This is a genomic window from Microbacterium sp. Y547, from assembly GCF_057669785.1.
On the sequence record NZ_JBYHFN010000003.1, the window covers coordinates 303,505 to 326,090 of the forward strand.

The 22,586-nt window shown below is 69.1% G+C and carries 19 protein-coding genes and 1 pseudogene; 11 read left to right on the plus strand and 9 right to left on the minus strand.

The window, feature by feature from the left end:
- Positions 1–125 precede the first annotated feature (125 nt).
- Positions 126–1,499, plus strand: coding sequence for an MFS transporter (locus tag AC25Y0_RS06765; protein ID WP_488134416.1), 1,374 nt, complete (start codon positions 126–128; stop codon positions 1,497–1,499).
- 129 nt (positions 1,500–1,628) lie between these two features.
- On the opposite strand, the gene AC25Y0_RS06770 is transcribed toward AC25Y0_RS06765, so the two are convergent.
- Positions 1,629–3,545 (minus strand): BglG family transcription antiterminator, encoded by a 1,917-nt coding sequence (locus tag AC25Y0_RS06770; RefSeq protein WP_488122007.1) that lies wholly within the window; start codon positions 3,543–3,545, stop codon positions 1,629–1,631.
- Positions 3,546–3,677: 132 nt separating this feature from the next.
- Here AC25Y0_RS06770 and AC25Y0_RS06775 point away from each other — a divergent pair.
- From AC25Y0_RS06775 to AC25Y0_RS06805, 7 genes and pseudogenes are all read left to right on the plus strand, one after another.
- A pseudogene (locus AC25Y0_RS06775) lies at positions 3,678–3,857 on the plus strand (PTS sugar transporter); the annotation flags it as partial.
- Positions 3,858–4,034: 177 nt separating this feature from the next.
- Positions 4,035–4,310, plus strand: coding sequence for an HPr family phosphocarrier protein (locus tag AC25Y0_RS06780; RefSeq protein ID WP_488122289.1), 276 nt, complete (start codon positions 4,035–4,037; stop codon positions 4,308–4,310).
- A 3-nt stretch (positions 4,311–4,313) separates the two neighbouring features.
- Positions 4,314–5,987, plus strand: a complete 1,674-nt coding sequence (ptsP, locus tag AC25Y0_RS06785; RefSeq protein ID WP_488122006.1) for a phosphoenolpyruvate--protein phosphotransferase — start codon at positions 4,314–4,316, stop codon at positions 5,985–5,987.
- On the plus strand, positions 5,984–7,597 hold the full coding sequence (locus AC25Y0_RS06790; RefSeq protein WP_488122005.1) for a PTS mannitol transporter subunit IIBC: 1,614 nt from the start codon (positions 5,984–5,986) through the stop codon (positions 7,595–7,597). The genes ptsP and AC25Y0_RS06790 overlap by 4 nt, the downstream gene beginning before the upstream one ends.
- Before the next feature lie 92 nt (positions 7,598–7,689).
- Positions 7,690–8,127 (plus strand): PTS mannitol transporter subunit IIA, encoded by a 438-nt coding sequence (locus tag AC25Y0_RS06795; RefSeq protein ID WP_488122004.1) that lies wholly within the window; start codon positions 7,690–7,692, stop codon positions 8,125–8,127.
- Positions 8,127–9,278 (plus strand): mannitol-1-phosphate 5-dehydrogenase, encoded by a 1,152-nt coding sequence (locus tag AC25Y0_RS06800; protein ID WP_488122003.1) that lies wholly within the window; start codon positions 8,127–8,129, stop codon positions 9,276–9,278. Before AC25Y0_RS06795 ends, AC25Y0_RS06800 begins: the two co-directional genes overlap by 1 nt.
- A gap of 60 nt (positions 9,279–9,338) precedes the next feature.
- Positions 9,339–10,067, plus strand: coding sequence for a TSUP family transporter (locus AC25Y0_RS06805; protein ID WP_488122002.1), 729 nt, complete (start codon positions 9,339–9,341; stop codon positions 10,065–10,067).
- A 56-nt stretch (positions 10,068–10,123) separates the two neighbouring features.
- On the opposite strand, the gene AC25Y0_RS06810 is transcribed toward AC25Y0_RS06805, so the two are convergent.
- From AC25Y0_RS06810 to AC25Y0_RS06845, 8 genes are all read right to left on the minus strand, one after another.
- Complete coding sequence (locus tag AC25Y0_RS06810) at positions 10,124–11,239, minus strand: adenosine deaminase (RefSeq protein ID WP_488122001.1); 1,116 nt, start codon at positions 11,237–11,239, stop codon at positions 10,124–10,126.
- A gap of 56 nt (positions 11,240–11,295) precedes the next feature.
- Positions 11,296–12,627 (minus strand): thymidine phosphorylase, encoded by a 1,332-nt coding sequence (locus AC25Y0_RS06815; RefSeq protein ID WP_488122000.1) that lies wholly within the window; start codon positions 12,625–12,627, stop codon positions 11,296–11,298.
- Positions 12,624–13,025 (minus strand): cytidine deaminase, encoded by a 402-nt coding sequence (locus AC25Y0_RS06820; RefSeq protein ID WP_488121999.1) that lies wholly within the window; start codon positions 13,023–13,025, stop codon positions 12,624–12,626. Before AC25Y0_RS06820 ends, AC25Y0_RS06815 begins: the two co-directional genes overlap by 4 nt.
- A gap of 8 nt (positions 13,026–13,033) precedes the next feature.
- Positions 13,034–14,317: an ABC transporter permease gene (locus AC25Y0_RS06825; RefSeq protein WP_488121998.1), complete on the minus strand. Its 1,284-nt coding sequence runs from the start codon at positions 14,315–14,317 to the stop codon at positions 13,034–13,036.
- Positions 14,314–15,636, minus strand: coding sequence for an ABC transporter permease (locus AC25Y0_RS06830; protein ID WP_488121997.1), 1,323 nt, complete (start codon positions 15,634–15,636; stop codon positions 14,314–14,316). Before AC25Y0_RS06830 ends, AC25Y0_RS06825 begins: the two co-directional genes overlap by 4 nt.
- The gene (locus AC25Y0_RS06835) at positions 15,633–17,147 is read right to left on the minus strand and encodes an ABC transporter ATP-binding protein (protein WP_488134417.1); all 1,515 of its coding nucleotides are present in this window, start codon (positions 17,145–17,147) and stop codon (positions 15,633–15,635) included. The genes AC25Y0_RS06830 and AC25Y0_RS06835 overlap by 4 nt, the downstream gene beginning before the upstream one ends.
- Positions 17,148–17,257: 110 nt before the next feature.
- A complete protein-coding gene (locus AC25Y0_RS06840; protein ID WP_488121995.1) occupies positions 17,258–18,382 on the minus strand; it encodes a BMP family lipoprotein in 1,125 nt (374 codons plus the stop codon).
- Positions 18,383–18,510: 128 nt separating this feature from the next.
- Positions 18,511–19,626 (minus strand): mannose-1-phosphate guanylyltransferase, encoded by a 1,116-nt coding sequence (locus AC25Y0_RS06845; protein ID WP_488121994.1) that lies wholly within the window; start codon positions 19,624–19,626, stop codon positions 18,511–18,513.
- A 173-nt stretch (positions 19,627–19,799) separates the two neighbouring features.
- On the opposite strand from AC25Y0_RS06845, the gene sdhC reads away from it, so the two are divergent.
- Genes sdhC through sdhA form a run of 3 tightly spaced genes read left to right on the plus strand, consistent with a single transcriptional unit; the run spans position 19,800 to position 22,545 of the window.
- Positions 19,800–20,231, plus strand: coding sequence for a succinate dehydrogenase, cytochrome b556 subunit (sdhC, locus tag AC25Y0_RS06850; RefSeq protein WP_488121993.1), 432 nt, complete (start codon positions 19,800–19,802; stop codon positions 20,229–20,231).
- The gene (locus tag AC25Y0_RS06855; protein ID WP_488121992.1) at positions 20,231–20,689 is read left to right on the plus strand and encodes a succinate dehydrogenase hydrophobic membrane anchor subunit; all 459 of its coding nucleotides are present in this window, start codon (positions 20,231–20,233) and stop codon (positions 20,687–20,689) included. Before sdhC ends, AC25Y0_RS06855 begins: the two co-directional genes overlap by 1 nt.
- Before the next feature lie 50 nt (positions 20,690–20,739).
- Positions 20,740–22,545 (plus strand): succinate dehydrogenase flavoprotein subunit, encoded by a 1,806-nt coding sequence (sdhA, locus tag AC25Y0_RS06860; RefSeq protein WP_488121991.1) that lies wholly within the window; start codon positions 20,740–20,742, stop codon positions 22,543–22,545.
- The last annotated feature ends 41 nt before the right edge of the window (positions 22,546–22,586 follow it).

Consider the following 22,586-nt stretch of genomic DNA (forward strand, 5'->3'; position numbering starts at 1 on the left):
CGCCACTCACGCGCCGTCTCGGTGGTCGGATGCCGTCTCCTGACGGAAAGCGGCCCCGCGTGTCCGGGGTGCGTGTTATCGTGCCACCCGGTCTTCAGGTGAGGACGCAACAAGGGGGGCACGGCATGAGCGACGACACGACGACGTCGGACGCGCCCGCGGGGGTGGCATCCGATCCTCCCCGCTGGCTGCGCAATGTCATCCTGTTCCTCGGGGGGCAGACCTTCAGCCTGTTCGGCTCGATGCTCGTGCAGTACACCGTCTTCTGGTACCTGACGATCACGTACCAGTCGGGGCTCATCATGACCCTCGCGGCGCTGTTCGGCTTTCTGCCGCAGGCGGTCGTGTCGATCTTCGGCGGTGTGTGGGCCGATCGCCACAACCGCAAGTACCTCATCATGGCCGCCGACGCCGCCATCGCCGTGACGACGCTCACGCTCGCCCTGATCATGATGAGCGGCTACGACGCCGTGTGGCTCATCTTCCTGACGATGGCGATCCGTTCGGCGGGCGCCGGCATCCAGACGCCGGCCGTGTCGGCCCTGATCCCGCAGATCGTTCCGACGCGCAACCTCATGCGGGTCAACGGCATCAACGGGTCGATCCAATCGGCGATGGCTCTGCTCGCCCCCGCGGTCGGCGGCGCCCTGTACGCGTGGGCGTCGGTGGCGTACGGAGGCTCGGCCGCCTCGCTCATCCCGATCTTCTTCATCGACGTCGTGACCGCCGCGCTCGGCATCGGACTGCTCGCGTTCATCCCCGTCAAACCCGTGCGACGCACGGGGGATGTGCAGACCGGGTACTTCGCCGACCTCGTCGACGGCGTGCGCTACATCGCCCATCACGCGTTCGTGCGCTGGCTGCTCGTGCTGTTCGCGATCATCTTCGTGCTCGCCGTCGCGCCGTCCAACCTCACGCCGCTCATGCTCGTGCGCTCGTTCCCGGCGGGTCCGACACAGGATGTCGTCAACCTCGCGATCCTCGAGGTGTCGTTCAGCGTCGGAATGGTGCTCGGCGGCATCGTCGTCGCCTCGTTCTTCGCACACCGCAGCCGAATCGGGATGATCGTCGTCTCGACGCTCGTCTTCGGGGCGCTGTCGATCGGTCTCGGGCTGTCGTTCAACATCTGGCTGTTCTTCGGATTCATGTTCCTCGTCGGACTCGCCGTGCCGTTCTTCTCGACCCCGTCGATGACGCTCCTGCAAGAGACCGTCGAACCGGAGCGGCAGGGCCGTGTGTTCGGCTTCGTCGGCATCGTCATGGCCGTGGGGATGCCGCTCGGCATGGTCGTGTTCGGGCCCCTCGCCGACGTCGTGTCGATCGAGCTGCTGCTGATCGCCGCGGGCATCCTGGCCTTCATCGTGGTGGGCCTCGCGATCGGCCTGCCGGCCGGGCAGCGCGCGATCCAGGCTGCACGCCAAGCCGCGGCCGCAGCCACTCCGGCCGCCGGAGCCGCCGCCGTCGATGCCGTCATGCACGACGACGACGAGCGCTCCTGAGACCGGGGCCGTTCTCGGCCCGCCCCGGCCGTTCAGATGTCACATTCTGCGTTCGAATCGCCCGGAAGGCGACCGTTCGAGGCAGACGAACGGGAGCCACCGGCCCCGTAGACGCCGACCGACCCGGCGTCACCCATCCACGACAGCGACCAGCTCATCGAGGAACGAGGCGAAGTCCGTGCCGCGGCGCACGATGCGCTGCACCGAGTCGCGTTCGCTGAACACCTCGACGAACTGCTCGAACACGGTTTGGAACGCCTCGCGGTCGGTCTCGGAGAACGCCACGAGCGCGACGACCTGCACACGGCCCTCGCCCCATTCGATCGACGGGTCGGCGATGCCGATCGCGATCGCGGTGCGCGTCGCGGTCATCCCGAGCGCGTGCGGCACGGCGAGCGCGTCGGTGAACGCCGTCGACGACAGCTCTTCTCGCTGGATCGCCCGCTCGACGTAATCGTCGTCGATGACGCCCTTCGCCACGAGGAGCGCCCCCAGACGTCGGATCACGGCCTCCGACGAGCCGCCGCCGAGCCCATGAACGAACGCCTCGGGCGAGAAGTACCGCGACAGCTCGTCGCGCAGCCGCGCGAGCCGTCGTCCCCGCCGGATCCGCACCGCCGCAGACTGCACCCGCTCGACGTCGGCGCCCGTGAGGAACGGCTGGATTCGCACGGTCCGCTCCCCGGGTGCCGGAGGGTCGATCGTCGTCAGAACGAGGTCGGTGTCGATCGAGGCCCAGTCGGGGTCGGCGCGCGTCTCGACGCCCACGACCTCGATCGCCTGCCCGAGCGAGCGGTCGACCGACGAGCGCAGCAGTTCGTGCAGCTCGTAGTATCCGGGGCACACGATCGTCGCCGTCAGCAGCTGGTCGGCGCGGCGGCTGCGCTCGAGGCGTCCGCCGACATGCATCGCGATGTAGGCGATCTCGTCGTCGAGCAGGGGGATGTCGAGGCGCTCGTGCAGCCCCGACGCGATGTAGACGGCGACTTCGAAGATCATCGGGTACGTCGACTTCAGCGACCGCGTCAGCGGATTGCGCGACCACGCCCGCTCCCGCGCGCGGTGCCGCAGGTTCTGCACGTGCAGCGCGAGCCGCAGGATGAAGTCCTCGTGCGCGATGTCGACGAGGAACTCGGATGCCGCCCCCTCGACAACCGCGCGCACGGCTTCGTGCACGTCGGGCTCCAGCCGCGCGCGCGCCTGTGCACCGGGCTCCCCCTCCCCGGGCGCGACGACGCGCGTCAGGACGAGCGTCGCGAGATGTTGCACGTCTCCGGCCCCGAGCGTCACCCCCAGGTGCTGCTCTGACAGCGCCGCGAGGATCTCCGCGACTTGCTGCTGCGCGGGGCCCTGCGCTCCGGCGCCGTCGAGTCCGCGGTCGCGCGATACGCGGTCGGCGGCGATCGCGATGTGCATGACGACATCGGCGATGCCGAACTCGTTGACGAAGTACCCGAGCGCGCCGAGTTGCGTGACGAGGTCAGTTTTGAACGGCCCGAACGCCTGCGCGCCGATCGACCCCTCGCCGAGCGTTCGCCGCAGCGCCTCGAGGTCGAACGAGCCCGCCTCCATCTCGTCGTGCGCGAGCCGCGACAGCAACCGCCGCTGCGCCATCTCGGTGCCCCGCAGCCGCGCCTGCGCCGCCGAACGCTCCAGCGTCAGCTCGGTGCCGCCGAGGAGTCCGCGCACGCGCGCGAGGTCGGCGTCGAGAGTCGCGGGGCTGACGTGCAGCGCGTCGGCGGACTCGAAGACGTCGATGCCTTCGGGCGCATCCAGCAGCGACCGCACGAGCGTGTGCAGCCGGTCTCGGGGGGCATCGACACCGCCGGTCGTTCGCAGTGCGGCCGCAGCATACGGCCCCGCCCGGTACCCGTGCGGCCCCGACTCGACGGCACCACCGTCGGGCACCCGCGCGTTGAGCGCCGTGACATATGAGCGGATGCTGCGGGGCGTGACGCCGAGCGCATCGGCGAGGCTCGCCGCGGTCGCCCACTGGCCGTCGCGCGCGAGCAGGCCGAGCAGGCGGTCCTGTCGCGCTCTGGTCACGGTGCTCCTTCGGTGGCAGGCCACGCCCAGTCAACCACGCGCACCGTGGCCCGTTTCCGCCCCCGCGGAAGAAGGGGTGGTTGTCGCTGCCCCGGCTTTTCACCAGAATGGCGTCACAGGGAGGTCGGGTCGATGAGGATCCTCGTGGTCTGCGGTGCGGGTGCGTCGAGCACCTTCGTCGCTCAGCGCCTGCGCCACGCGGCGCACGACAGCGGCTTCGCCTGCACCGCCTTCGCCGGTACCGAGAAGTCCCTGCCGATCGATCTCGATGCCGCCGACGTCGTGCTGGTGGGCCCGCATCTCGAACACGATCTGGAGCGCATCGAGCTCGACGCCGCCTATCGCGGGACCACCGTCGTGCTGCTGCCGCCGGACATCTTCGCCGACATCGACGGCTCGCGCACGCTGCAGATCGTCCGCGATTCGGTCGGAGACCCCGCGCTGCGCCCCATGCCCATCGCACCGTACGAGAGAGACGAGACACAGATCATGCCCTCCATCACCAGGACGGTCCGGATCGGGTCGTCGCACGGACTTCACGCTCGTCCGGCGAAGCTGTTCGCTCAGGCCGCGAAAGACGCCGCGATCCCCGTCACGATCGCGAAGGATGCCGGCGGGCCGGTCAACGCCGCGAGCATCCTCGGCGTCATCGCCTTGGGCATCGAACAGGGCGACTACGTCACCCTCACCGCCGACGGCGACAGCGCCGAAGCCACTCTCGACCGGCTCGCCGAGCTGCTCTCGACCGACCACGACGCGGAGTAGGCCATGCCGGAGATTCGCGGAGTGGGTATCGGGCTGGGCGTTGCCCAGGGGACCGTCGCGCGCATGGCCGAGCCCTTCCCCCCGCCGAGCGACGCACCCAGCGAGCGCAGCCCCGAAGAAGAGCGGACGCGCGTGCGCGAGGCCGTCGCCTCTGTCGCACGCGAGCTCGAGGAACGCGGCGCGCAAGCCGGCGGCGCGGCCCGGGACGTGCTCGAGGCCCAGGCGATGATGGCCGAGGACCCGTCGCTCGAGTCCGAGATCGACGCCCGCCTGGCTGACGCCAAGACGGGCGAGTTCGCCGTGTACGACGCCTTCGCGTCGTTCCGCGAACAGCTCGTCGCTATGGGCGGCTACCTCGGCGAGCGAGCCGCCGACCTCGACGACGTGGCGCAGCGCGTCATCGCACGGCTGCGCGGTGTGCCCGCGCCGGGGGTGCCCGACCCGGGGCACCCGTTCGTGCTCGTGGCGAAAGACCTCGCGCCGGCGGACACGGCCCTGCTCGACCTCGACAAGGTGCTCGCTCTCATCACGACCGAGGGCGGGCCGACCTCGCACACCGCGATCCTCGCCCGCGAGAAGTCGATCGTCGCGATCGTCGGAGCCGTCGGGGCTCAGGATCTGACCGACGGCGAGACGGTGATCGTGGATGCCGCCGCCGGCGTCATCACGACGCAGCCGACCGCCGACGAGCTCGATCGCGCGGCGAACCGCGCCGACGCGCGGGCGGCGGCGTCGTCGGCGCCCATCACCGATGGAGCCCTCGCCGACGGCACGGCGATCCCGCTGCTGGCGAACCTGGGCAAACCCGAGAGTGCGGCCGAGGCGGTCGCACTGGGCGCCGAGGGCGTCGGGCTGTTCCGCACCGAGTTCCTGTTCCTGAGCGCGAACCAGGCGCCGACGGTCGAGCAGCAGCGCGAGGCGTACACGAAGCTGCTCGCGGCCTTTCCCGGCAAGAAGGTCGTCGTGCGCGTGCTCGACGCGGGCGCCGACAAGCCGCTGGCGTTCCTCAACGACGCGCACGAGGACAACCCCGCCCTGGGCCTGCGCGGGATCCGCGCGCTCCGCGCGAGCGAGGACATCCTGCACGAGCAGCTGACGGCCCTGGCCCAAGCGGATGCCGCCACCAGCGCCGACCTGTGGGTCATGGCCCCCATGGTCGCGACGGTCGAAGAGACGGAGTACTTCGTCGGCGTCGCCCGCGACTACGGCATCAAGACCGCCGGCGTCATGGTCGAGGTGCCGTCGTCGGCGCTCATGGCGGACCGCGTGCTCGCCCACGCCGACTTCGCCTCGATCGGCACGAACGACCTGACGCAGTACACCCTGGCGGCCGACCGGCTGCTCGGCTCGGTCGCGGCGTTCCAAGACCCCTGGCACCCCGCCGTCCTGCGGCTCATCCGCGAGGTCGGCGAGGCCGGTCGGATGAACGGCAAGCCCGTGGGGATCTGCGGCGAAGCCGCGGCCGACCCCCTCTTGGCCGTCGTGCTCGTCGGGCTCGGCGCGACGTCGCTGTCGATGGCGCCGACGGCGCTGGCCGACGTGCGAGCCACCCTGTTGCAGTACACGATCGCCGATGCCCGAGACATCGCCGCCTCCGCGCTCGCCACGGACGACGCGGGATCGGCACGAACCGCGGCCCGGACGGCCGCCACCCGGAAGAAGGAGACAGAGTCATGACGACGGCCTCGACCCCTGCAAAGGCCGCCGGCGGTGCCCGCGTAGGCGTGCAGCGTTTCGGAACGTTCCTCTCCGGCATGATCATGCCGAACATCCCCGCTCTCATCGCGTGGGGCATCTTCACGATGTTCTTCATCGAGAAGGGATTCACCCCCAATGCCGACTTGGCATCGATCGTGGGGCCCTTCATCCACTACCTGCTGCCGCTCATCATCGGCTACACGGGCGGCTACATCGTCTACAAGCAGCGCGGCGGCGTCGTCGGCGTCATCGCGACGATGGGCGCGATCGCCGGTTCTGACCTGCTGATCGCGCAGGTCAACGCCGACCTCCCCGCCGACAACCAGCTCGGCCAGGTGCACATGTTCATCGGCGCGATGATCATGGGGCCGCTCGCGGCGTGGACGATGCGCTGGCTGGACAGCCTGTGGGACGGCAAGATCCGCTCGGGCTTCGAGATGCTCGTGAACATGTTCTCGGCGGGCATCTGGGGGTTCATCATGGCCATCGTCGGGTTCTACCCGATCGCGTGGCTCGTGAACGGCCTGATGACCGTGCTCAGCAACGCCGTCAGCTGGCTCGTCGAGCTGAACCTGCTGCCCTTGACGAGCATTCTGATCGAGCCGGCGAAGGTGCTGTTCCTCAATAACGCCATCAACCACGGCGTGCTCACCCCGCTCGGTCTCACCGAGTCCGAGCGGGACGGCCAGTCGATCCTGTTCCTCCTCGAGGCCAACCCGGGTCCGGGTCTGGGCCTGCTCCTGGCGTTCGCGTTCTTCGGCATCGGCGCGGCTCGCGCCTCGGCGCCGGGCGCGGCGATCATCCAGTTCGCCGGGGGCATCCATGAGGTGTACTTCCCCTACGCCCTCATGAAGCCGACCCTCATCCTCGCTCTCATCGCGGGTGGCGCCACGGGCGTCACGACGAACATGCTGCTGGGCGGCGGACTCGTCTTCCCTGCGGCCCCGGGCAGCATCTTCGCCGTCAGCGCGGCGGCCGTCGGCGCGGGTGTGCCGAACCTGCTCGTCGTGCTGCTGTCGGTCGTGCTCGCGGCCACCGTGACCTTCCTCGTGGCATCGGTGATCCTGCGCGCCTCACGCAAGCGCGACCTGCTCGCCGAGGCCGACCAATTCTCGACCGCCGTCTCGAAGACGGCGGCCATCAAGGGCAAATCCTCTGTCGCCCTCGACGCGCTGCGCGTTTCGGACGGCAAGGACCCCGAAGCGGTCCGCGAAGCGCAGGAGGCCGTGGACAAGCTCGAGACCGAGGCCGAGACCGGCGGACAGCTCGACGGCGGCATCGTCGCGACGAAGCAGGTGCGCAGCGTCGTGTTCGCGTGCGACGCCGGTATGGGATCGTCGGCGATGGGTGCCAGTGTGCTGCGGAACAAGATGAAGAAGGCGGGCATCGACGACGTCGCGGTCACCAACAAGGCGATCGCGAACCTCGATGACAGCGCCGACCTCGTCATCACCCAGAACCAGCTCACCGACCGCGCGCGCAAGCAGGTGCCGGGCGCGATGCACGTGTCGGTCGACAACTTCATGAACTCCCCGAAGTACGACGAGGTCGTAGACCTGGTGCGCGACCAGCATCAGGATGGGACGTAGCCCCGAGACCGCTGCAGGGCCGGGCCGGCGTCATGCCCCCGGTTCTGCAGCCTCGGCGCGCGGCATCCGTCCATCGACGAAGGGAAACCGAAATGGCACGTGACGTACTGAACCCCGAGCAGGTCAGGATCCACAGCGGCAGCGCGACGCGCGAAGAGGCGATGAAGGAAGCCGCTGACATCCTCGAAGCAGCCGGTGCCGTCACCGGCGCCTACTTCGACGCGATGCAGCAGCGCGAGCAGACCGTGTCGACCTACATGGGCAACGAGCTGGCGATCCCGCACGGCACGAACGAGACGAAGGACGAAATCCTCGACTCGGCACTGTCGGTGGTTCGGTACGACGGCGGTGTCGATTGGGGCGGTGAGCCGGTCACCTTCGTCGTGGGCATCGCCGGCAAGGGCGACGAGCACCTCGAGATCCTGTCGCAGATCGCGATCCTGTTCTCCGAAGAGGACGACGTCGCCCGGCTCAAGGCCGCCCAGACGCCCGACGAGCTGTACGCCCTCGTCTCGGCGGCAGGCGTCTGATGAAGGCCGTCCAGTTCGGCGCGGGAAACATTGGCCGAGGCTTCGTCGGCATGCTGCTGCACGAGGCCGGGTACGAGCTCGTGTTCTCCGATGTCTCCGCTCCCCTCGTCGATGCTCTCAACTCCGTCTCGCAGTACACCGTGCACGAAGTCGGCGACGGCGGCCGCGACACGGTTGTGACCGGCTTCCGCGCCATCAACAGCGCAGAGCATGCCGACCAGGTGATCGAAGAGGTCGCCGGGGCCGACGTCGTCACGACGGCCGTGGGGCCGTCCGTGCTGCCCTTCGTCGCGCCGCTCGTCCTGGCGGGGCTCGCGCTGCGCGACCCGTCCTCGCCGCCCCTGCAGGTCATGGCGTGCGAGAACGCGATCAATGCGACCGACATCCTGCGCGACAAGATCCGCGAGCAGGCCGGCGACGCGTGGGATGCCATTTCGGGTCGCGCCGTCTTCGCCAACACGGCCGTGGACCGCATCGTCCCGGGACAGCCCGCGGGCGGCGGAGTCGACGTGACGGTCGAGCCGTTCTTCGAGTGGGCGATCGAACGGGGCCCGTTCGGCGACTCCGTGCCCGATATACCCGGCGCGCACTTCGTCGACGACCTTGCGCCGTACATCGAGCGCAAGCTGTTCACGGTCAACACGGGTCACGCCACGACGGCGTACTTCGGCGCCCAGGCGGGCGTCGAGATGATCTCGGACGCCCTCGCCGACCCGGCGATCGCAGCCAAGGTCGAGGCGACGCTCGAAGAGACGTCGGCGCTGCTCGTCGCCAAACACGGACTCGACCCGTCCGTGCAGGCCCAGTATCGGGCCACGATCCTGCGGCGCTTCCGCAACCCCGCGCTGCCGGACACGGTGTGGCGCGTCGGGCGCCAGCCGCTGCGCAAGCTGTCGCGGCACGAGCGGTTCGTCGGGCCGGCGGCCGAGGCGGCCGAACGCGGCCTCGGCGTCGACGCGCTCGTCAGGGCGATGGGCGCCGCACTCGCCTTCGACGATGCCGACGACCCGCAGTCGGTCGAGATGCAGCGACAGCTGCGGGAACAGGATGCCGCGACGTTCACCGAGTCGGTCACGGGCCTGGAACCCGCGCATCCGCTCTTCGCCCGCGTGCAGGAGGTCGTCGCGGCGCGACAGGCTGAACTCGGCTGACGGACGCGCGGCTCGGCGTCGTCACGGGCGCGTCACCGGGAGGCCGTAAACTCCTCGCCCGTGACCCTCGCCCTCGCCTGTGCCGCCGCGTTCGTCGCCGCCGTCATACAGCGCATCACCGGGCTCGGCTTCGTGCTCGTGCTCGTCGGCCCCATCGTGCTCGTCTACGGGCCGCTCGAAGGCGTCACGATCGCGGTGCTGCTGGCCCTCGTCGCCGCGCTCAGCGCCGTGCCGCTCGTGTGGCGCGAGGTCGACTGGCGTCGCACCGCGTGGCTCATCTGGCCGGGGCTGCTCGCCGCTCCGCTCGGCGCGTTCCTCGTGCGCGCGATCCCGGATGCCGCGGTGCTGCTGCTCATCGCCGGGATGGCGTACTTCGCGCTCACCGCCGGGTGGGTGCCCGCCCTTTCGGCGCCGCTGCGGGGCAGAAAGGGTGCCGTCGTGGCCGGCAGTGCGGCGGGCTTCATGCACGTCGCAAGCGGCCTGTCAGGCCCGGCGCTTGCCGCCTACGCCGTGGGCGACCGGTGGGAGCAGCGCCGCTTCGCGGCGAGCGTGCAAGTGATCTTCGTCGCGCTGAGCGCCGTCTCCGTGCTGCTTCGGGGTCTGCCGGTCTCGCCCACAGGAGATATCTGCCTCCTGGTCGCGGCGACGGTTGTGGGCATCCTGATCGGAAGCCTGCTCGCCCGGTTCGTCGCGCCACGCACCGCGCGTCGGGCGATGCTCGCGATCGCCTGGGCCGGCGCGACGGTCGTCCTGGCGCGCGGCATCCTCGCTCTTCTCGGCCTGCCCTGACCGCGCGCCGGCCGCGCATCCGCCCCGTCTCTGCAGGAGCGGATGCCGCGGTCCGGTCAGCGCGTGAAGCCCTCGCCGATGATCTCGATGAGCTCTTCGCGCTCTTCGACGGCGAGGAATGCCGCCGCGGCGGCGTTGAGCTGGAACGCCTCGATGTCTTCGAGGGTGTAGTCGAACGTCTCGACGAGATGCGCGAGCTCGCGCGTCAGCGACGTGCCGCTCATCGTGCGGTTGTCGACGTTGACCGTCACCGCGAAGCCGAGCTGGTAGAGCAGGTCGAACGGGTGGTCCTCGAGGGTGCGCCCCCACGCCGCGCTCGCCCCCGTCTGCAGATTCGACGACGGCGACAGCTCGAGCGCGATCTCGCGGTCGCGCACCCAGCGCGCAAGGTCGCCGAAGCGCACGTACACCTCGTCGCCGGCGCTCGAGACGAGCTCGAGGTCTTCGGCGATGCGCACCCCGTGACCGAGCCGCAAGGCGCGGCCGTCCAGCAGCGCACCGCGGATCGAATCGAGGCCCGCCGCTTCGCCAGCGTGCACCGTGACGGGGAAGAACGCCTCGGCGAGGTAGTCGAAGGCGGCGCGGTGACGCGACGCGGGATAGCCCTCTTCGGGGCCGGCGATGTCGAAGCCGACGACTCCGCGCTCGCGCCAGCTCACCGCGAGCTCGGCGACCTCGAGCGAGCGGTCGGTCTGGCGCATCGCACTGAGCAGCTGACCGACCCGGATGTCGTGACCGCGACCCTCGGCGGCATCCTCGCCTTCTTCGATGCCCTCCTGCACGGCCGCCACCGCCTCGTCGAGCGTGAGCCCGCGGGTCAGGTGCTGCTCGGGCGCCCAGCGCATCTCGCCGTAGACGACGCCGTCCGACGCGAGGTCTTCGACGAACTCCCGCGCGACGCGGGTCAGCCCTTCTCGTGTCTGCATGACCGCGGTCGAGACCTCGAACATCGTGAGGTACTCCTCGAGCGATCCGGCGTCGCTGCGCGCAGCGAACCATTCGGCGAGGTCCGCCGCGTCGGTCTCGGGCACATCGATGCCGTGCTCATCGGCGAGGTCGACGATCGTCTCGGGGCGCACGCCGCCGTCGAGGTGATCGTGCAACGACACCTTCGGCAGTCCGCGGAGCGAGACGCCCTGTACGACGGCGTCGCCGTTCTGTTCGATGGGCATGGCGTGGGCTCCTCGGGTCGTGCGGTGGGTTCAGTTCGGATCGGGCTGCCGGTGGCTCACGCCGTGATGCGCTCGAAGACGAGCGGCGTGCGCGCGGGGGGTTCGAGCGCGATCTGCCACGCCCCCTCGACCGCTTCGAGCGCGCGGTCGAAGCGCGAGGCGTCGTGACCCAGCAGCGTGAAGAGCGGTTGCCCCGCGGCGACCTCATCGCCCGGCTTGACGTGCAGGTCGATGCCCGCCGCGTGCAGCACCGGGTCCTCTGCGCGCGCTCGACCGGCTCCGAGCCGCCACGCCGCGATGCCGAACGGCAGAGCCTCGATGCGAGAGACGAAGCCCGCTTCGGGCGCGGTGACGGTGTGCGTCTCGTTCGGCTGCGGCAGCGGGGCATCCGGATCGCCGTCCTGCGCGCGGATCATGGCGCGCCAGGTGTCCATCGCGCGCCCGTCCTGCAGCGCACGCTCGACATCGGCATCGGGCTGGCCGGCGAGCGCGAGCATCTCGCGGGCGAGGGCGACCGTGAGTTCGACGACATCGGCGGGACCGCCGCCGGCGAGCACCTCGACCGATTCGCGCACTTCGTTGGCGTTGCCGATCGTCAGGCCGAGGGGCGTGTTCATGTCCGTCAGCAGCGCGGTCGTCGCGACGCCCGAGTCGGTGCCGAGCGCGACCATCGTGCGGGCGAGCTCACGCGCGCGGTCGACGTCCTGCATGAAAGCGCCCGAGCCGAACTTGACGTCGAGCACGAGCGAATCGGTGCCCTCGGCGATCTTCTTCGACATGATGCTCGATGCGATGAGCGGGATCGCCTCGACCGTGCCGGTGACATCACGCAGCGCGTAGAGCTTCTTGTCGGCGGGGGCGAGGCCTGAGCCCGCGGCGCAGATGACGGCTCCGACGTCGGCGAGCTGGGCGAGCATCTCGTCGTTCGACAGCGCGGCGCGCCATCCGGGAATGGACTCGAGCTTGTCCAGCGTGCCGCCCGTGTGCCCGAGTCCGCGGCCGGACAGCTGCGGCACAGCGACACCGAACGATGCGACCAGCGGAGCAAGCGGAAGCGTGATCTTGTCGCCGACGCCGCCCGTCGAGTGCTTGTCGACCGTGGGCTTGCCGAGGTCCGCGAAGCTCATGCGCTCGCCCGACGCGATCATGGCATCGGTCAGCACGCGGATCTCGTCGCGCGTCATGCCGTTGAGCAGGATTGCCATCGCGAAGGATGCCATCTGCGAATCTGCGACGTAGCCGCGCGTGTAGGCGTCGACCATCCAGCGCAGCGCACGCTCGGGCACGGCACCGCCGTCGCGCTTGGCACGGATGATGTCGACGGCGTCGTGCGCCTCTACGGCGGAAGGCGACCCTTCGGCGGGCTCAGACACCTTACCGGCACTCATTGGGCCACCGCCTCGAGGTCGCGCGGACCGAACGCGTCAGGCAGCACCTCGTCGATCGTGCGGATGCCAGACACCGTTTCGAGCAGCATCCCCGGCAGCGCGAACTCGTTCAGCAGCTGCCGGCAGCGCCCGCACGGCATGATCGTCTCGCCCTCGCCGTTGACGCACACGAACGCGACGAGCTGGCCGCCGCCGGACATCTGCAGCTCGCTCACGAGGCCGCACTCAGCGCACAGCCCGACGCCGTACGACGCGTTCTCGACGTTGCATCCCTGCACGATGCGGCCGTCCGACACGAGCGCCGCCGCGCCGACGCGATAACGCGAATACGGCGCGTAGGCGCGCTGCATCGCGGCGGTCGCCGCTGCGCGCAGTTCGTCCCAGTCGATGTCGGTCATCGCCGTGCTCACCCCTTGATGTATGGCTTGCCCGCCGCAGCGGGCCCTCGGATCTGCCCCGCGAACCCGGCGACCGCGAGGATCGTCACGAGATAGGGCAGCATGAGCATGAATTCGCTCGGGATCGGTGTCTTCAACACCGTCAGCAGGTTCTGCAGGTTGGTCGCGAACCCGAACAGTAGTGCCGCAAGCGTCGCACGGAGCGGATCCCACCGCCCGAAGATCACGGCCGCGAGGGCGATGAAGCCGAGCCCCGCCGTCATCTCCTTGCCGAACTGCGGCACCGACACGAGCGTGAAGTACGCGCCGCCGATGCCGGCGATCGCCCCGGCGAGCACGAGGTTCCAGAACCGCGAGGGGTTGACCTTGATACCCACCGTGTCTGCGGCCTGCGGGTGCTCGCCGACGGCCCGCAGACGCAGACCCCAGCGCGTGCGGTACATCGCCCAGGCGACGACCGCGACGACGACGTACATGAGATAGACGATGAACGTCTGGTTGAACAGCACGGGCCCGATGAGCGGGATCTCGCTGAGGAGCGGGATCTCGATGCGCGTGAAGCGGATCGGCGTGTTGAGCTCGGCGGTGTTCGGCACGAGCAGGACGCCGTAGAGGAAGCCCGTGAGCCCCGTCACGAGCACGTTCAGCACGACGCCGACGATGACCTGCTCGACGAGGTACTTGATCGCGAAGGCGCCGAGAACTGCCGCGACGAGCATGCCGCCGATCATGGCGCCGATGAGACCCACGAAGGGGCTTCCGGTGAGGCTCGACAGCAGCGCGGCGCTGAACGCGCCGAGCAGCAGCTGCGCCTCGATCGCGACGTTGACGACGCCGACGCGTTCGCCGATGACGCCGCCGAGGGCGCCGAAGACGAGCGGCACCGAGAGCGACACCGCCCCGAAGAGCAGCCCCGTCACGGGCACGAGCCCGCCCGCCGCCGCCCACGTCAGGAAGGCGAACACCGCGAGCACGCCGTAGGCGATCGCGAGCCACACGCTCGAACGCCGGTAGCCGTAGGCGTCCCATACCGACCAGAGCGTCAGCAGCACGAGCACGACGAACACGCCCCAGCACGTGGCTGCCGTCGGCACGCCCACGTTGGGCAGGGCGATCGACGAGCTCGGGTCGCCGAGGCGGAACGTACTGGTGCCGTCGCGGGGTGCGAAGAGGAACAGCAGCCCGAGCAGCACCGTGACGATCGCGAGCGTGACCGCGAACTTGATGTGCCGCACGCGCACGGTGGCGAGCTGGATCGCGCCTCCCGCGAGGTCCTGCGTCGTCGAGGTCATGCCGTCACCGCCTTCTTGGCGGCCTTCGCCCGGGCCTTGGCGGCTTTCTCGGCGTCGGTCTTGGGTAGGAAGAAGATCGTGCGGATGAGCGGCGGCGCTGCGATGAACAGCACGATGAGCGACTGCACGACGAGCACGATGTCCACGGGGATCCCCTGCGACGCCTGCATCGTGAAGCTGCCCGCCCGCAGTGCTCCGAACAGGATGCCGGCGGCGAAGACGCCCCACGCGCGGCTGCGCCCGAGCAGGGCGACGGTGATCGCGTCGAAGCCGATGCCGGCGTCGATCAGTCCGTCGAAGCCGGTCGTCACGGCGCCCTGGATCTGATTCATGCCGGCGAGCCCCGCGAGGCCTCCCGCGAAGAGCATCGCGTAGATGTACATGCGCTGCACCGAGATGCCCGCCGCGAGAGCCGCGTGCGGGTTCTCGCCGACGGCACGCAGGCGGAATCCGAGAGAGGACCGCTCGACGAGCCACCACACGAAGGCCGTCGCGGCGATCACGATGATGAAGCCCCAGTCCAGCAGCGGGAACCGCGGTCCGAGCAGCTCGGGGAACTGGGCGGTGACAGGAGTCGGGTCCGAGATCGGCTGGTCCTCGGCAGCGCGCTGCAGCACGCCGGGTGTGCGCACCATCCACGTCACGAGATAGAACGCGACGTAGTTGAGCATGATCGTGAGGATGACCTCGTGGGCACCCGTCCTGGCCTTCAGAATGCCGACGATGCCACCCCAGATCGCGCCACCGGCGATACCCGCCGCGAGCGTGAGGGGGATGTGCACGGCCGCCGGAAGCTCGAGGTGGAAGGTGAGCAGCGCCGCTGTCGCGGCGCCGATGAGGATCTGTCCGCGGCCGCCGATGTTGAACAGGCCGACGCGGAACGCCAGGGCGACGCCGAGGCCTGCCGCGATGAGCGGGGCCGCGAAGCCGAGGGTGTTCGTGAGCGGGCGGATCGCCGTCGCGAAGTCGTCCGCGCGTGCGTTGTAGATCGAGCCGCGGAAGAGCGCCTCGTATCCGCCGTAGACGGCGTTCCAGACCGCGCCGAGCATGTCGCCGGGCCGGGCGAAGAAGTACCCCGCCGTCGCCTGCACTTCACTGTTCGTGATCGCCATGAGAATGCCGCCGACGACCATCGCGGCCACGATCGCGAGGATCGTCGTGACGGCGCTGCCTCGCAGCAGCTCTTTGATGAAGACGTTCTGCCGCGGCGGTGGCTCGACGTCGGGAGTTCCCGTGAGCGGGCCGGAAACCGCGGGCAGCTGTTCCGGCGGCAACCCCTTGAGCACTTCGGGGCCTACGCCCGGTGTCTGATCGGTCATGCCGCCACCCCCTCGGGCGTCTCGCCCGCCATCATCAGGCCCAGCACGTCACGCGGCGTGTCACCGGGGACGATGCCGATGATGCGGCCGCGGTACATGACCGCGATGCGGTCGGCCAGGGCGGCGACCTCATCGAGCTCGCTCGAGACGACGACGACCGGGATGCCGGCATCCCGCGTCTCGACGATGCGCCGGTGGATGAACTCGATCGATCCGACGTCGACGCCGCGCGTGGGCTGTGCCGCGATGAACAGCGACAGCTCGCGGCTCATCTCGCGCGCGATGACGACCTTCTGCTGATTGCCGCCCGAGAGCGTGCCGGCGAAGGCGTGTGCTCCTTGCGTGCGGATGTCGTACTCCTGGATGCGTGCGCGGGCGAAGTCGTCGAGCACGTCGCGGCGGATCGTGCCGACCGAAACGAACTCGGGATCATTCGAGCGGTCGAGGATGAGGTTCTCGGCGACCGAGAAGGTGCCGACGAGGCCGTCAGCCGTGCGATCCTCGGGCACGAAGCCCACGCCCTCATCCAGGATGGCGCGCACGCTCTTGCCTGCCAGCTCGGTGCCGTTCAGCGAGATCGAGCCGCTCACCCCGGCGGCCAGGCCCACGAGGGCCTCGATCAGCTCGGTCTGGCCGTTGCCCTGCACTCCCGCGATCGCGAGGATCTCCCCCGGTCGGGCGTGGAACGACACATCATCGACGACGACGGTGCCCGTGGGTGTCACGACCCGCAGGTCGCGAACCTCGAGCCCGCCGTCAGCCGCCCGCGGCGCCTCTTTCTGCACCGTGAGCTCGACCGCGCGTCCGACCATGAGTGAGGCGAGCTCGGCGTTGGTCGCGGTCGGGGATGCCTCGCCGACGACCTTCCCGAGGCGGATGACGGTGATGCGGTCGGCGACGGCGCGTACTTCGCGCAGCTTGTGGGTGATGAACACGATCGAGGTGCCCTCGTCGCGCAGCTGGCGCATGATCCCCATGAGCTCGTCGGTCTCCTGCGGTGTGAGCACCGCCGTCGGCTCGTCGAACACGAGCACGCGCGCGTCGCGCGAGAGTGCCTTGATGAGCTCGACCCGCTGCTGCACACCCACGGGCAGATCGCCCACCCGGGCATCGGGATCGACGTCGAACCCGAAGCGTGCCGCGACATCGCGCACGTGCTGGCGCGCCTGGTTCAGATCCAGTGCCCCGATGCGGTTGGTCTCTTCGTGGCCGAGCATGACGTTCTCGGCGACGGTGAAGACGGGGATGAGCATGAAGTGCTGGTGGACCATGCCGATACCGGCGGCCATCGCGTTTCCCGGGCCCCGGAAATGCTGCACGACGTCATCGAGCAGGATCTCGCCCTCGTCGGCCTGGTAGAGGCCGTACAGGACGTTCATCAGGGTGGACTTGCCGGCGCCGTTCTCACCGAGGAGCGCGTGGATCTCGCCGGGCTCCACCACAAGATCGATGTGGTCGTTCGCGACGAGGCTGCCGAACCGTTTCGTGATGCCTCGGAGCTCGAGCTTCATACTGTGCACCTTATCTAGTCGCTCGGCGGCCCTGGAAGAAGCGTCCGGGAAGAACAGCGGCCGGGTGGATGACGCATCCACCCGGCCGCTGTTCTGGTACTGGCGTCTGCTCAGCCGCCGATGGGCGACGCGGGCGAGGTCACCTTGAGCTCACCCGACACGATCTGCTCACGCAGCGAGTCGAGCTCGTCGAGCAGACCGTCGGGCAGCTGCGACTCGAAAGCGCCGAAGCCGGACAGGCCCACGCCCTCGTTCTCGAGAGTGCCCACGTAGGGGGCCGGGTCGAAGTCGCCCGCTGCTGCCTGGATCGTGGCGTCGTAGACCGACTGGTCGATGCGCTTGAGGATCGAGACGAGGACCATGTCGGCCACGCTCGGGTCTGCCACGGCGAGGTCGGAGTCGACACCGAGCATGACGACGTTGCCGCCGCCGTCGCTGATGGCTGCTGCCGCGCTCTGGTAGATGGGGCCACCGACAGGCAGAATCACGTCGACACCCTGGTCGAGGATGCCTTGTGCGGTCTGCTTGGCGCCGTCGTTCGCGGCGAAGGCGCCCGTGAACGCGCCGTCCTGGGTTGCGACGTCCCACCCGTAGGTCGCGACGTCGACGCCCTTGTCCTCGTTGTACTTCGCGACACCGTCGACGAAGCCGTCCATGAAGATCGTGACGGGCGGGATCGGGATACCACCGAACGTGCCGACCTTGTCGACGCCCGCGGCGTTGGACCACGCGGCGGCGGCGTAGCCACCGAGGTACGCGGCCTGGACCGTGTCGAACATGAGCGGCTTGATGTTGGGCGCGTCGGTCGTGCCGTCGCCGTCGGCGTCGGCCCAGTCGTCGATGATGGCGTACTCGAGCTCGGGGTTGGCCAGCGCCGAGGCGATCGTGTCGGCCGACAGCTTGAAGCCGACCGAGACGATGAAGGTGCAGCCTTCGGCGACGAGGTTCTCGAGGTTCGGTGCGTAGTCGTTGGCAGAGTTGGACTCGACCTCGATGGGCGTGACGCCCAGCTCCGAGGCGGCACGGTCCATGCCCTCCTTGGCCGACTGGTTGAACGACTTGTCGTTCCAGCCGCCCTCGTCGGAGATGAGGCAGGGGACGAAGTCCGACGTGGCCTCGGGTGCCTCGGTGCCTTCGCCGTCGGTCTCGGGCGCGGCGCCGCATCCGGCCAGAACGAGGGCGATGCCGGCTGCTGCAGCGAGCCCGCCCAGCTTCTTGGTGCGTGAGATGGTCAACTCAGCCTCCACATCCGTAGCCCCGCGTCTCTCGCGGGGACGGTAAAGAGTACCCACGCCGATGGCGCACTCGTACACCGCGGGAGGGGGTTGACGCCGAAAGGTTACAAAGACGCAACCCGACGGGGTCAGAGCACGTCGCCGCGCCCCGTGAGCTTCAATGCATCGACGACGCCCTTGACCCGCTGGGCGTGCTCGGTCGTGGTCACCAGGAGCGCGTCTTCCGTGTCGACGATCACGATGTCCTTGACGCCGATGACGCTGATGACCCGTCCGGTCTGGCTCACGACGATGCCACTGGAGGTGTCCGAGAGGATGCGGGCGTTCTCGCCGAGGATCGCCAGGTTCTCGGTGCGGCCACCGGAGTTGAGCTTGGACAGGCTCGCGAAGTCGCCCACGTCGTCCCAGTCGAAGTGCCCCGGGATGACGGCGAGGCGTCCCTTCGCGGCGGCCGGCTCGGCGACGGCGTAGTCGATCGCGATCTTCTCGAGCGTCGGCCACACGCGGTCGACGGCAGGGCCCCGCGCCTCGCGGTCGTCCCATGCCTCGGCGAGTTCGAGCAGGCCCGCGTGCAGTTCGGGGCGATTCGCCTCGATCTCGGCGAGCAGCACGTCGGCGCGCGCGATGAACATGCCCGCGTTCCACAGGTAGGACCGCTCGGCGAAATACTCCTTGGCCGTGTCGAGATCGGGCTTCTCGACGAAGCTCACCACGAGCGCCGCCTCGGGCGCACCGTCGATGATGAGCCCGTCGCCCTTCTTTATATAGCCGAAGCCGACCGACGGCTCGCTGGGCTGGATGCCGATCGTCGCGATGTAGCCCTCGCGCGCCGTGGCGACGGCTTGACGCACCGCCCAGTCGAACAGGTGCGGCACGCGGATCACGTGATCGGCGGCGAACGAGCCGATCAGCACGTCCGGCTCGCGACGCACCAGCACGGCGGCGGCGAGGCCGATCGCGGCGGTGGAATCGCGCGGCTCCGATTCGAGGAAGACGTTCCGATCCGGGATGCCGGGAAGGTCGGCCTCGACGGCTGCACGGTGGGCGCGCCCCGTCACGACCGCGATCCGGTCCGCACCGGCGATCGTCTCGAGGCGGTCCCACGTCGCGCGCAGAAGGGAGTGGCCCGCGCCCGTGAGGTCATGCAGGAACTTGGGCGCTTCGGCACGCGACAGCGGCCAGAGCCGGCTGCCGATGCCCCCTGCGGGGATCACGGCGTAGAAGTCGGCGATGGGCTCCGTCATACGCTCCAGGCTATCCGGATGGGGGGCTAAGGGTGCCCTACGTCGCCTCGTCCTCTCAGGCGGCAATATGATGGCAGGAGCGCCCGCGTGACGCCGGTGGTCGGTTCGGCAGTGAACGATCATCCGGGGCATCGATTCCGCCCCCACTCGAGATCGATCCAGGGAGGACGGCCGTGTCGGCACCAGCCCGCGAGACACCGTCGATAACAGAGACGACTTCTCGCGTCCCCCGGGGGACGCTTTACCGAGGCAACGAAGGAATGTGGTCGTGGGTGCTTCACCGCATCACCGGCGTCGCCCTCTTCTTCTTCCTGCTCGTGCACGTGCTCGACACCGCGCTCATCCGCGTGTCTCCCGATGCATACGACGCCGTCATCGGCACCTACAAGAACCCCGTCATGGCGCTCGGTGAGGTCGCCCTCGTCGGCGCCGTCGCGTACCACGCCTACAACGGCCTGCGCATCATCCTCGTCGACTTCTGGTCGTGGGCGACGCGCCACCAGCGTCAGCTGTGGTGGGGCGTCCTCGGCCTGTGGGTCGTGACGATGCTCGGCTTCACGCCGCGCCACCTCATGCTCGCCTTCGCAGAGACAGGAGGCCACTGATGAGTGCTGCAACCATCGCTGACCCCCGCGCCCCGCGCGCCGCCGTCCGCCGCAAGGGACCGAACCTCGAGAAGGCCGGCTGGATCTACATGCGCGTGTCCGGCGTGCTGCTGGTCGTGCTGATCTTCGGCCACCTGTTCGTGAACCTCATGCTCGGCGAGGGCATCCACGGTTTGGACTTCGCGTTCATCGCCGGCAAGTTCGCCACGCCGTTCTGGCAGTGGTGGGACGTCATCATGCTGTGGCTCGCGCTGATCCACGGCGCGAACGGCATGCGCACGATCGTCAACGACTACGTGACCCACCCGAAGACACGCCGGGTGCTCGTGTGGGCACTGTGGCTTTCGGCGGGATTCCTCATCGTCCTCGGCACGCTCGTCGTGTTCACGTTCGACCCGTGCATCCCCAACCTGAGTGACGGAAGCGTGCTCGCAGAGTTCTGCAGCACCCAGCCCTGAGTCGGCTGCACCCGCACTCCACGCATCCATACAGCAGAGGCATCCATCACGTGACTACCCAGACCACTGACAGCTACGTCAAGGACGGCGTCCACTATCACGAGTTCGACATCGTGATCGTGGGCGCAGGCGGCGCCGGCATGCGCGCCGCCATCGAAGCGGCCCCCGGTGCCCGCACCGCGGTCATCACGAAGCTGTACCCGACGCGTTCCCACACGGGCGCGGCGCAGGGCGGCATGGCCGCGGCGCTGGCGAACGTCGAAGAGGACTCGTGGGAGTGGCACACGTTCGACACCGTCAAGGGCGGCGACTACCTCGTCGATCAGGACGCCGCCGAGATCCTCGCAAAAGAGGCCATCGACGCCGTCATCGACCTCGAGAACATGGGCCTGCCGTTCAACCGCACCCCCGAGGGCAAGATCGACCAGCGGCGCTTCGGCGGCCACACGGCCGATCACGGCAAGAGCCCCGTCCGCCGCGCGTGCTACGCCGCCGACCGCACGGGCCACATGATCCTGCAGACGCTGTTCCAGAACTGCGTCAAGCTCGGCATCAACTTCTTCAACGAGTACTACGTCCTCGATCTGATCACGGTCAAGGATGCCGCCGGCGCGACGCAGATCGCGGGTGTCGTGGCGTATGACCTCGCCACGGGCGACCTGCACGTCTTCCACTCGAAGGCGGTCGTCTTCGCGACGGGCGGCTTCGGCAAGATCTTCAAGACGACCTCGAACGCGCACACCCTCACGGGCGACGGCGTCGGGATCATCTGGCGCAAGGGCCTGCCGCTCGAGGACATGGAGTTCTTCCAGTTCCACCCGACGGGCCTGGCCGGCCTCGGCATCCTGCTCACCGAGGGTGCCCGCGGCGAGGGCGCCATCCTTCGCAACGCGTCGGGTGAGCGCTTCATGGAGCGCTACGCCCCGACCATCAAGGACCTTGCACCCCGCGACATCGTCAGCCGCTGCATGGTGCAAGAGGTGGCCGAAGGCCGCGGCGCCGGTCCTGAGAAGGACTACGTGCTGCTGGACTGCACGCACCTGGGCGCCGAAGTGCTCGAGACAAAGCTCCCCGACATCACCGAGTTCGCCCGCACGTATCTCGGCGTCGACCCCGTCGTCGAGCCCGTGCCCGTCATGCCGACCGCGCACTACGCGATGGGCGGCATCCCGACCAACGTCGACGCCGAGGTCCTGAGCGACAACACGACCGTCGTGCCGGGCCTCTACGCCGCCGGCGAGTGCGCCTGCGTCTCGGTGCACGGGTCGAACCGTCTGGGCACCAACTCGCTGCTGGACATCAACGTGTTCGGAAAGCGCGCCGGCCGCAAGGCCGTCGAGTACGTCAAGACGGCCGAGTTCGTGCCGCTGCCCGAGGACCCGGCGAAAGAGGTCCGCGAGATGATCGAGGGCCTGCGCAACAACCCCGGTTCCGAGCGCATCGCCGTGCTCCGTCGCACTCTGCAGGACGAGATGGACCGCAAAGCCCAGGTCTTCCGCACCGACGAGTCGCTCACCGAGGTGCTCGGCACGATCGAAGAGCTGCGCGAGCGCTACCTGAACATCCACGTCGATGACAAGGGCAAGCGGTACAACACCGACCTGCTCGAGGCCGTCGAGCTCGGGTTCCTGCTCGACATCGCCGAGGTCGTCGTCGTCACCGCCCGCAACCGCAAGGAGAGCCGTGGCGGGCACATGCGCGATGACTACCCGAAGCGCGACGATGAGAACTACATGCAGCACACGATGGCGTACCTGTCGGGCGACCCGCATTCTTCGAAGGCCGACGACCACATCGCGCTGAGCTGGAAGCCCGTCGTGATCACCCGGTACCAGCCGATGGAGAGGAAGTACTGACGTGACCAGTGCCACTGACGTCATCGAGCGCACCGACGCCG

Coding starts and splice junctions, on each gene's coding strand:
- AC25Y0_RS06765 (WP_488134416.1), top strand. CDS start 126: ATGAGCGACGACACGACGACGTCGGACGCGCCCGCGGGGGTGGCATCC.
- AC25Y0_RS06780 (WP_488122289.1), top strand. CDS start 4,035: ATGCCCTCCATCACCAGGACGGTCCGGATCGGGTCGTCGCACGGACTT.
- ptsP (WP_488122006.1), top strand. CDS start 4,314: ATGCCGGAGATTCGCGGAGTGGGTATCGGGCTGGGCGTTGCCCAGGGG.
- AC25Y0_RS06790 (WP_488122005.1), top strand. CDS start 5,984: ATGACGACGGCCTCGACCCCTGCAAAGGCCGCCGGCGGTGCCCGCGTA.
- AC25Y0_RS06795 (WP_488122004.1), top strand. CDS start 7,690: ATGGCACGTGACGTACTGAACCCCGAGCAGGTCAGGATCCACAGCGGC.
- AC25Y0_RS06800 (WP_488122003.1), top strand. CDS start 8,127: ATGAAGGCCGTCCAGTTCGGCGCGGGAAACATTGGCCGAGGCTTCGTC.
- AC25Y0_RS06810 (WP_488122001.1), bottom strand. CDS start 11,239: ATGCCCATCGAACAGAACGGCGACGCCGTCGTACAGGGCGTCTCGCTC.
- AC25Y0_RS06815 (WP_488122000.1), bottom strand. CDS start 12,627: ATGAGTGCCGGTAAGGTGTCTGAGCCCGCCGAAGGGTCGCCTTCCGCC.
- AC25Y0_RS06820 (WP_488121999.1), bottom strand. CDS start 13,025: ATGACCGACATCGACTGGGACGAACTGCGCGCAGCGGCGACCGCCGCG.
- AC25Y0_RS06825 (WP_488121998.1), bottom strand. CDS start 14,317: ATGACCTCGACGACGCAGGACCTCGCGGGAGGCGCGATCCAGCTCGCC.
- AC25Y0_RS06830 (WP_488121997.1), bottom strand. CDS start 15,636: ATGACCGATCAGACACCGGGCGTAGGCCCCGAAGTGCTCAAGGGGTTG.
- AC25Y0_RS06835 (WP_488134417.1), bottom strand. CDS start 17,147: ATGAAGCTCGAGCTCCGAGGCATCACGAAACGGTTCGGCAGCCTCGTC.
- AC25Y0_RS06845 (WP_488121994.1), bottom strand. CDS start 19,626: ATGACGGAGCCCATCGCCGACTTCTACGCCGTGATCCCCGCAGGGGGC.
- AC25Y0_RS06855 (WP_488121992.1), top strand. CDS start 20,231: ATGAGTGCTGCAACCATCGCTGACCCCCGCGCCCCGCGCGCCGCCGTC.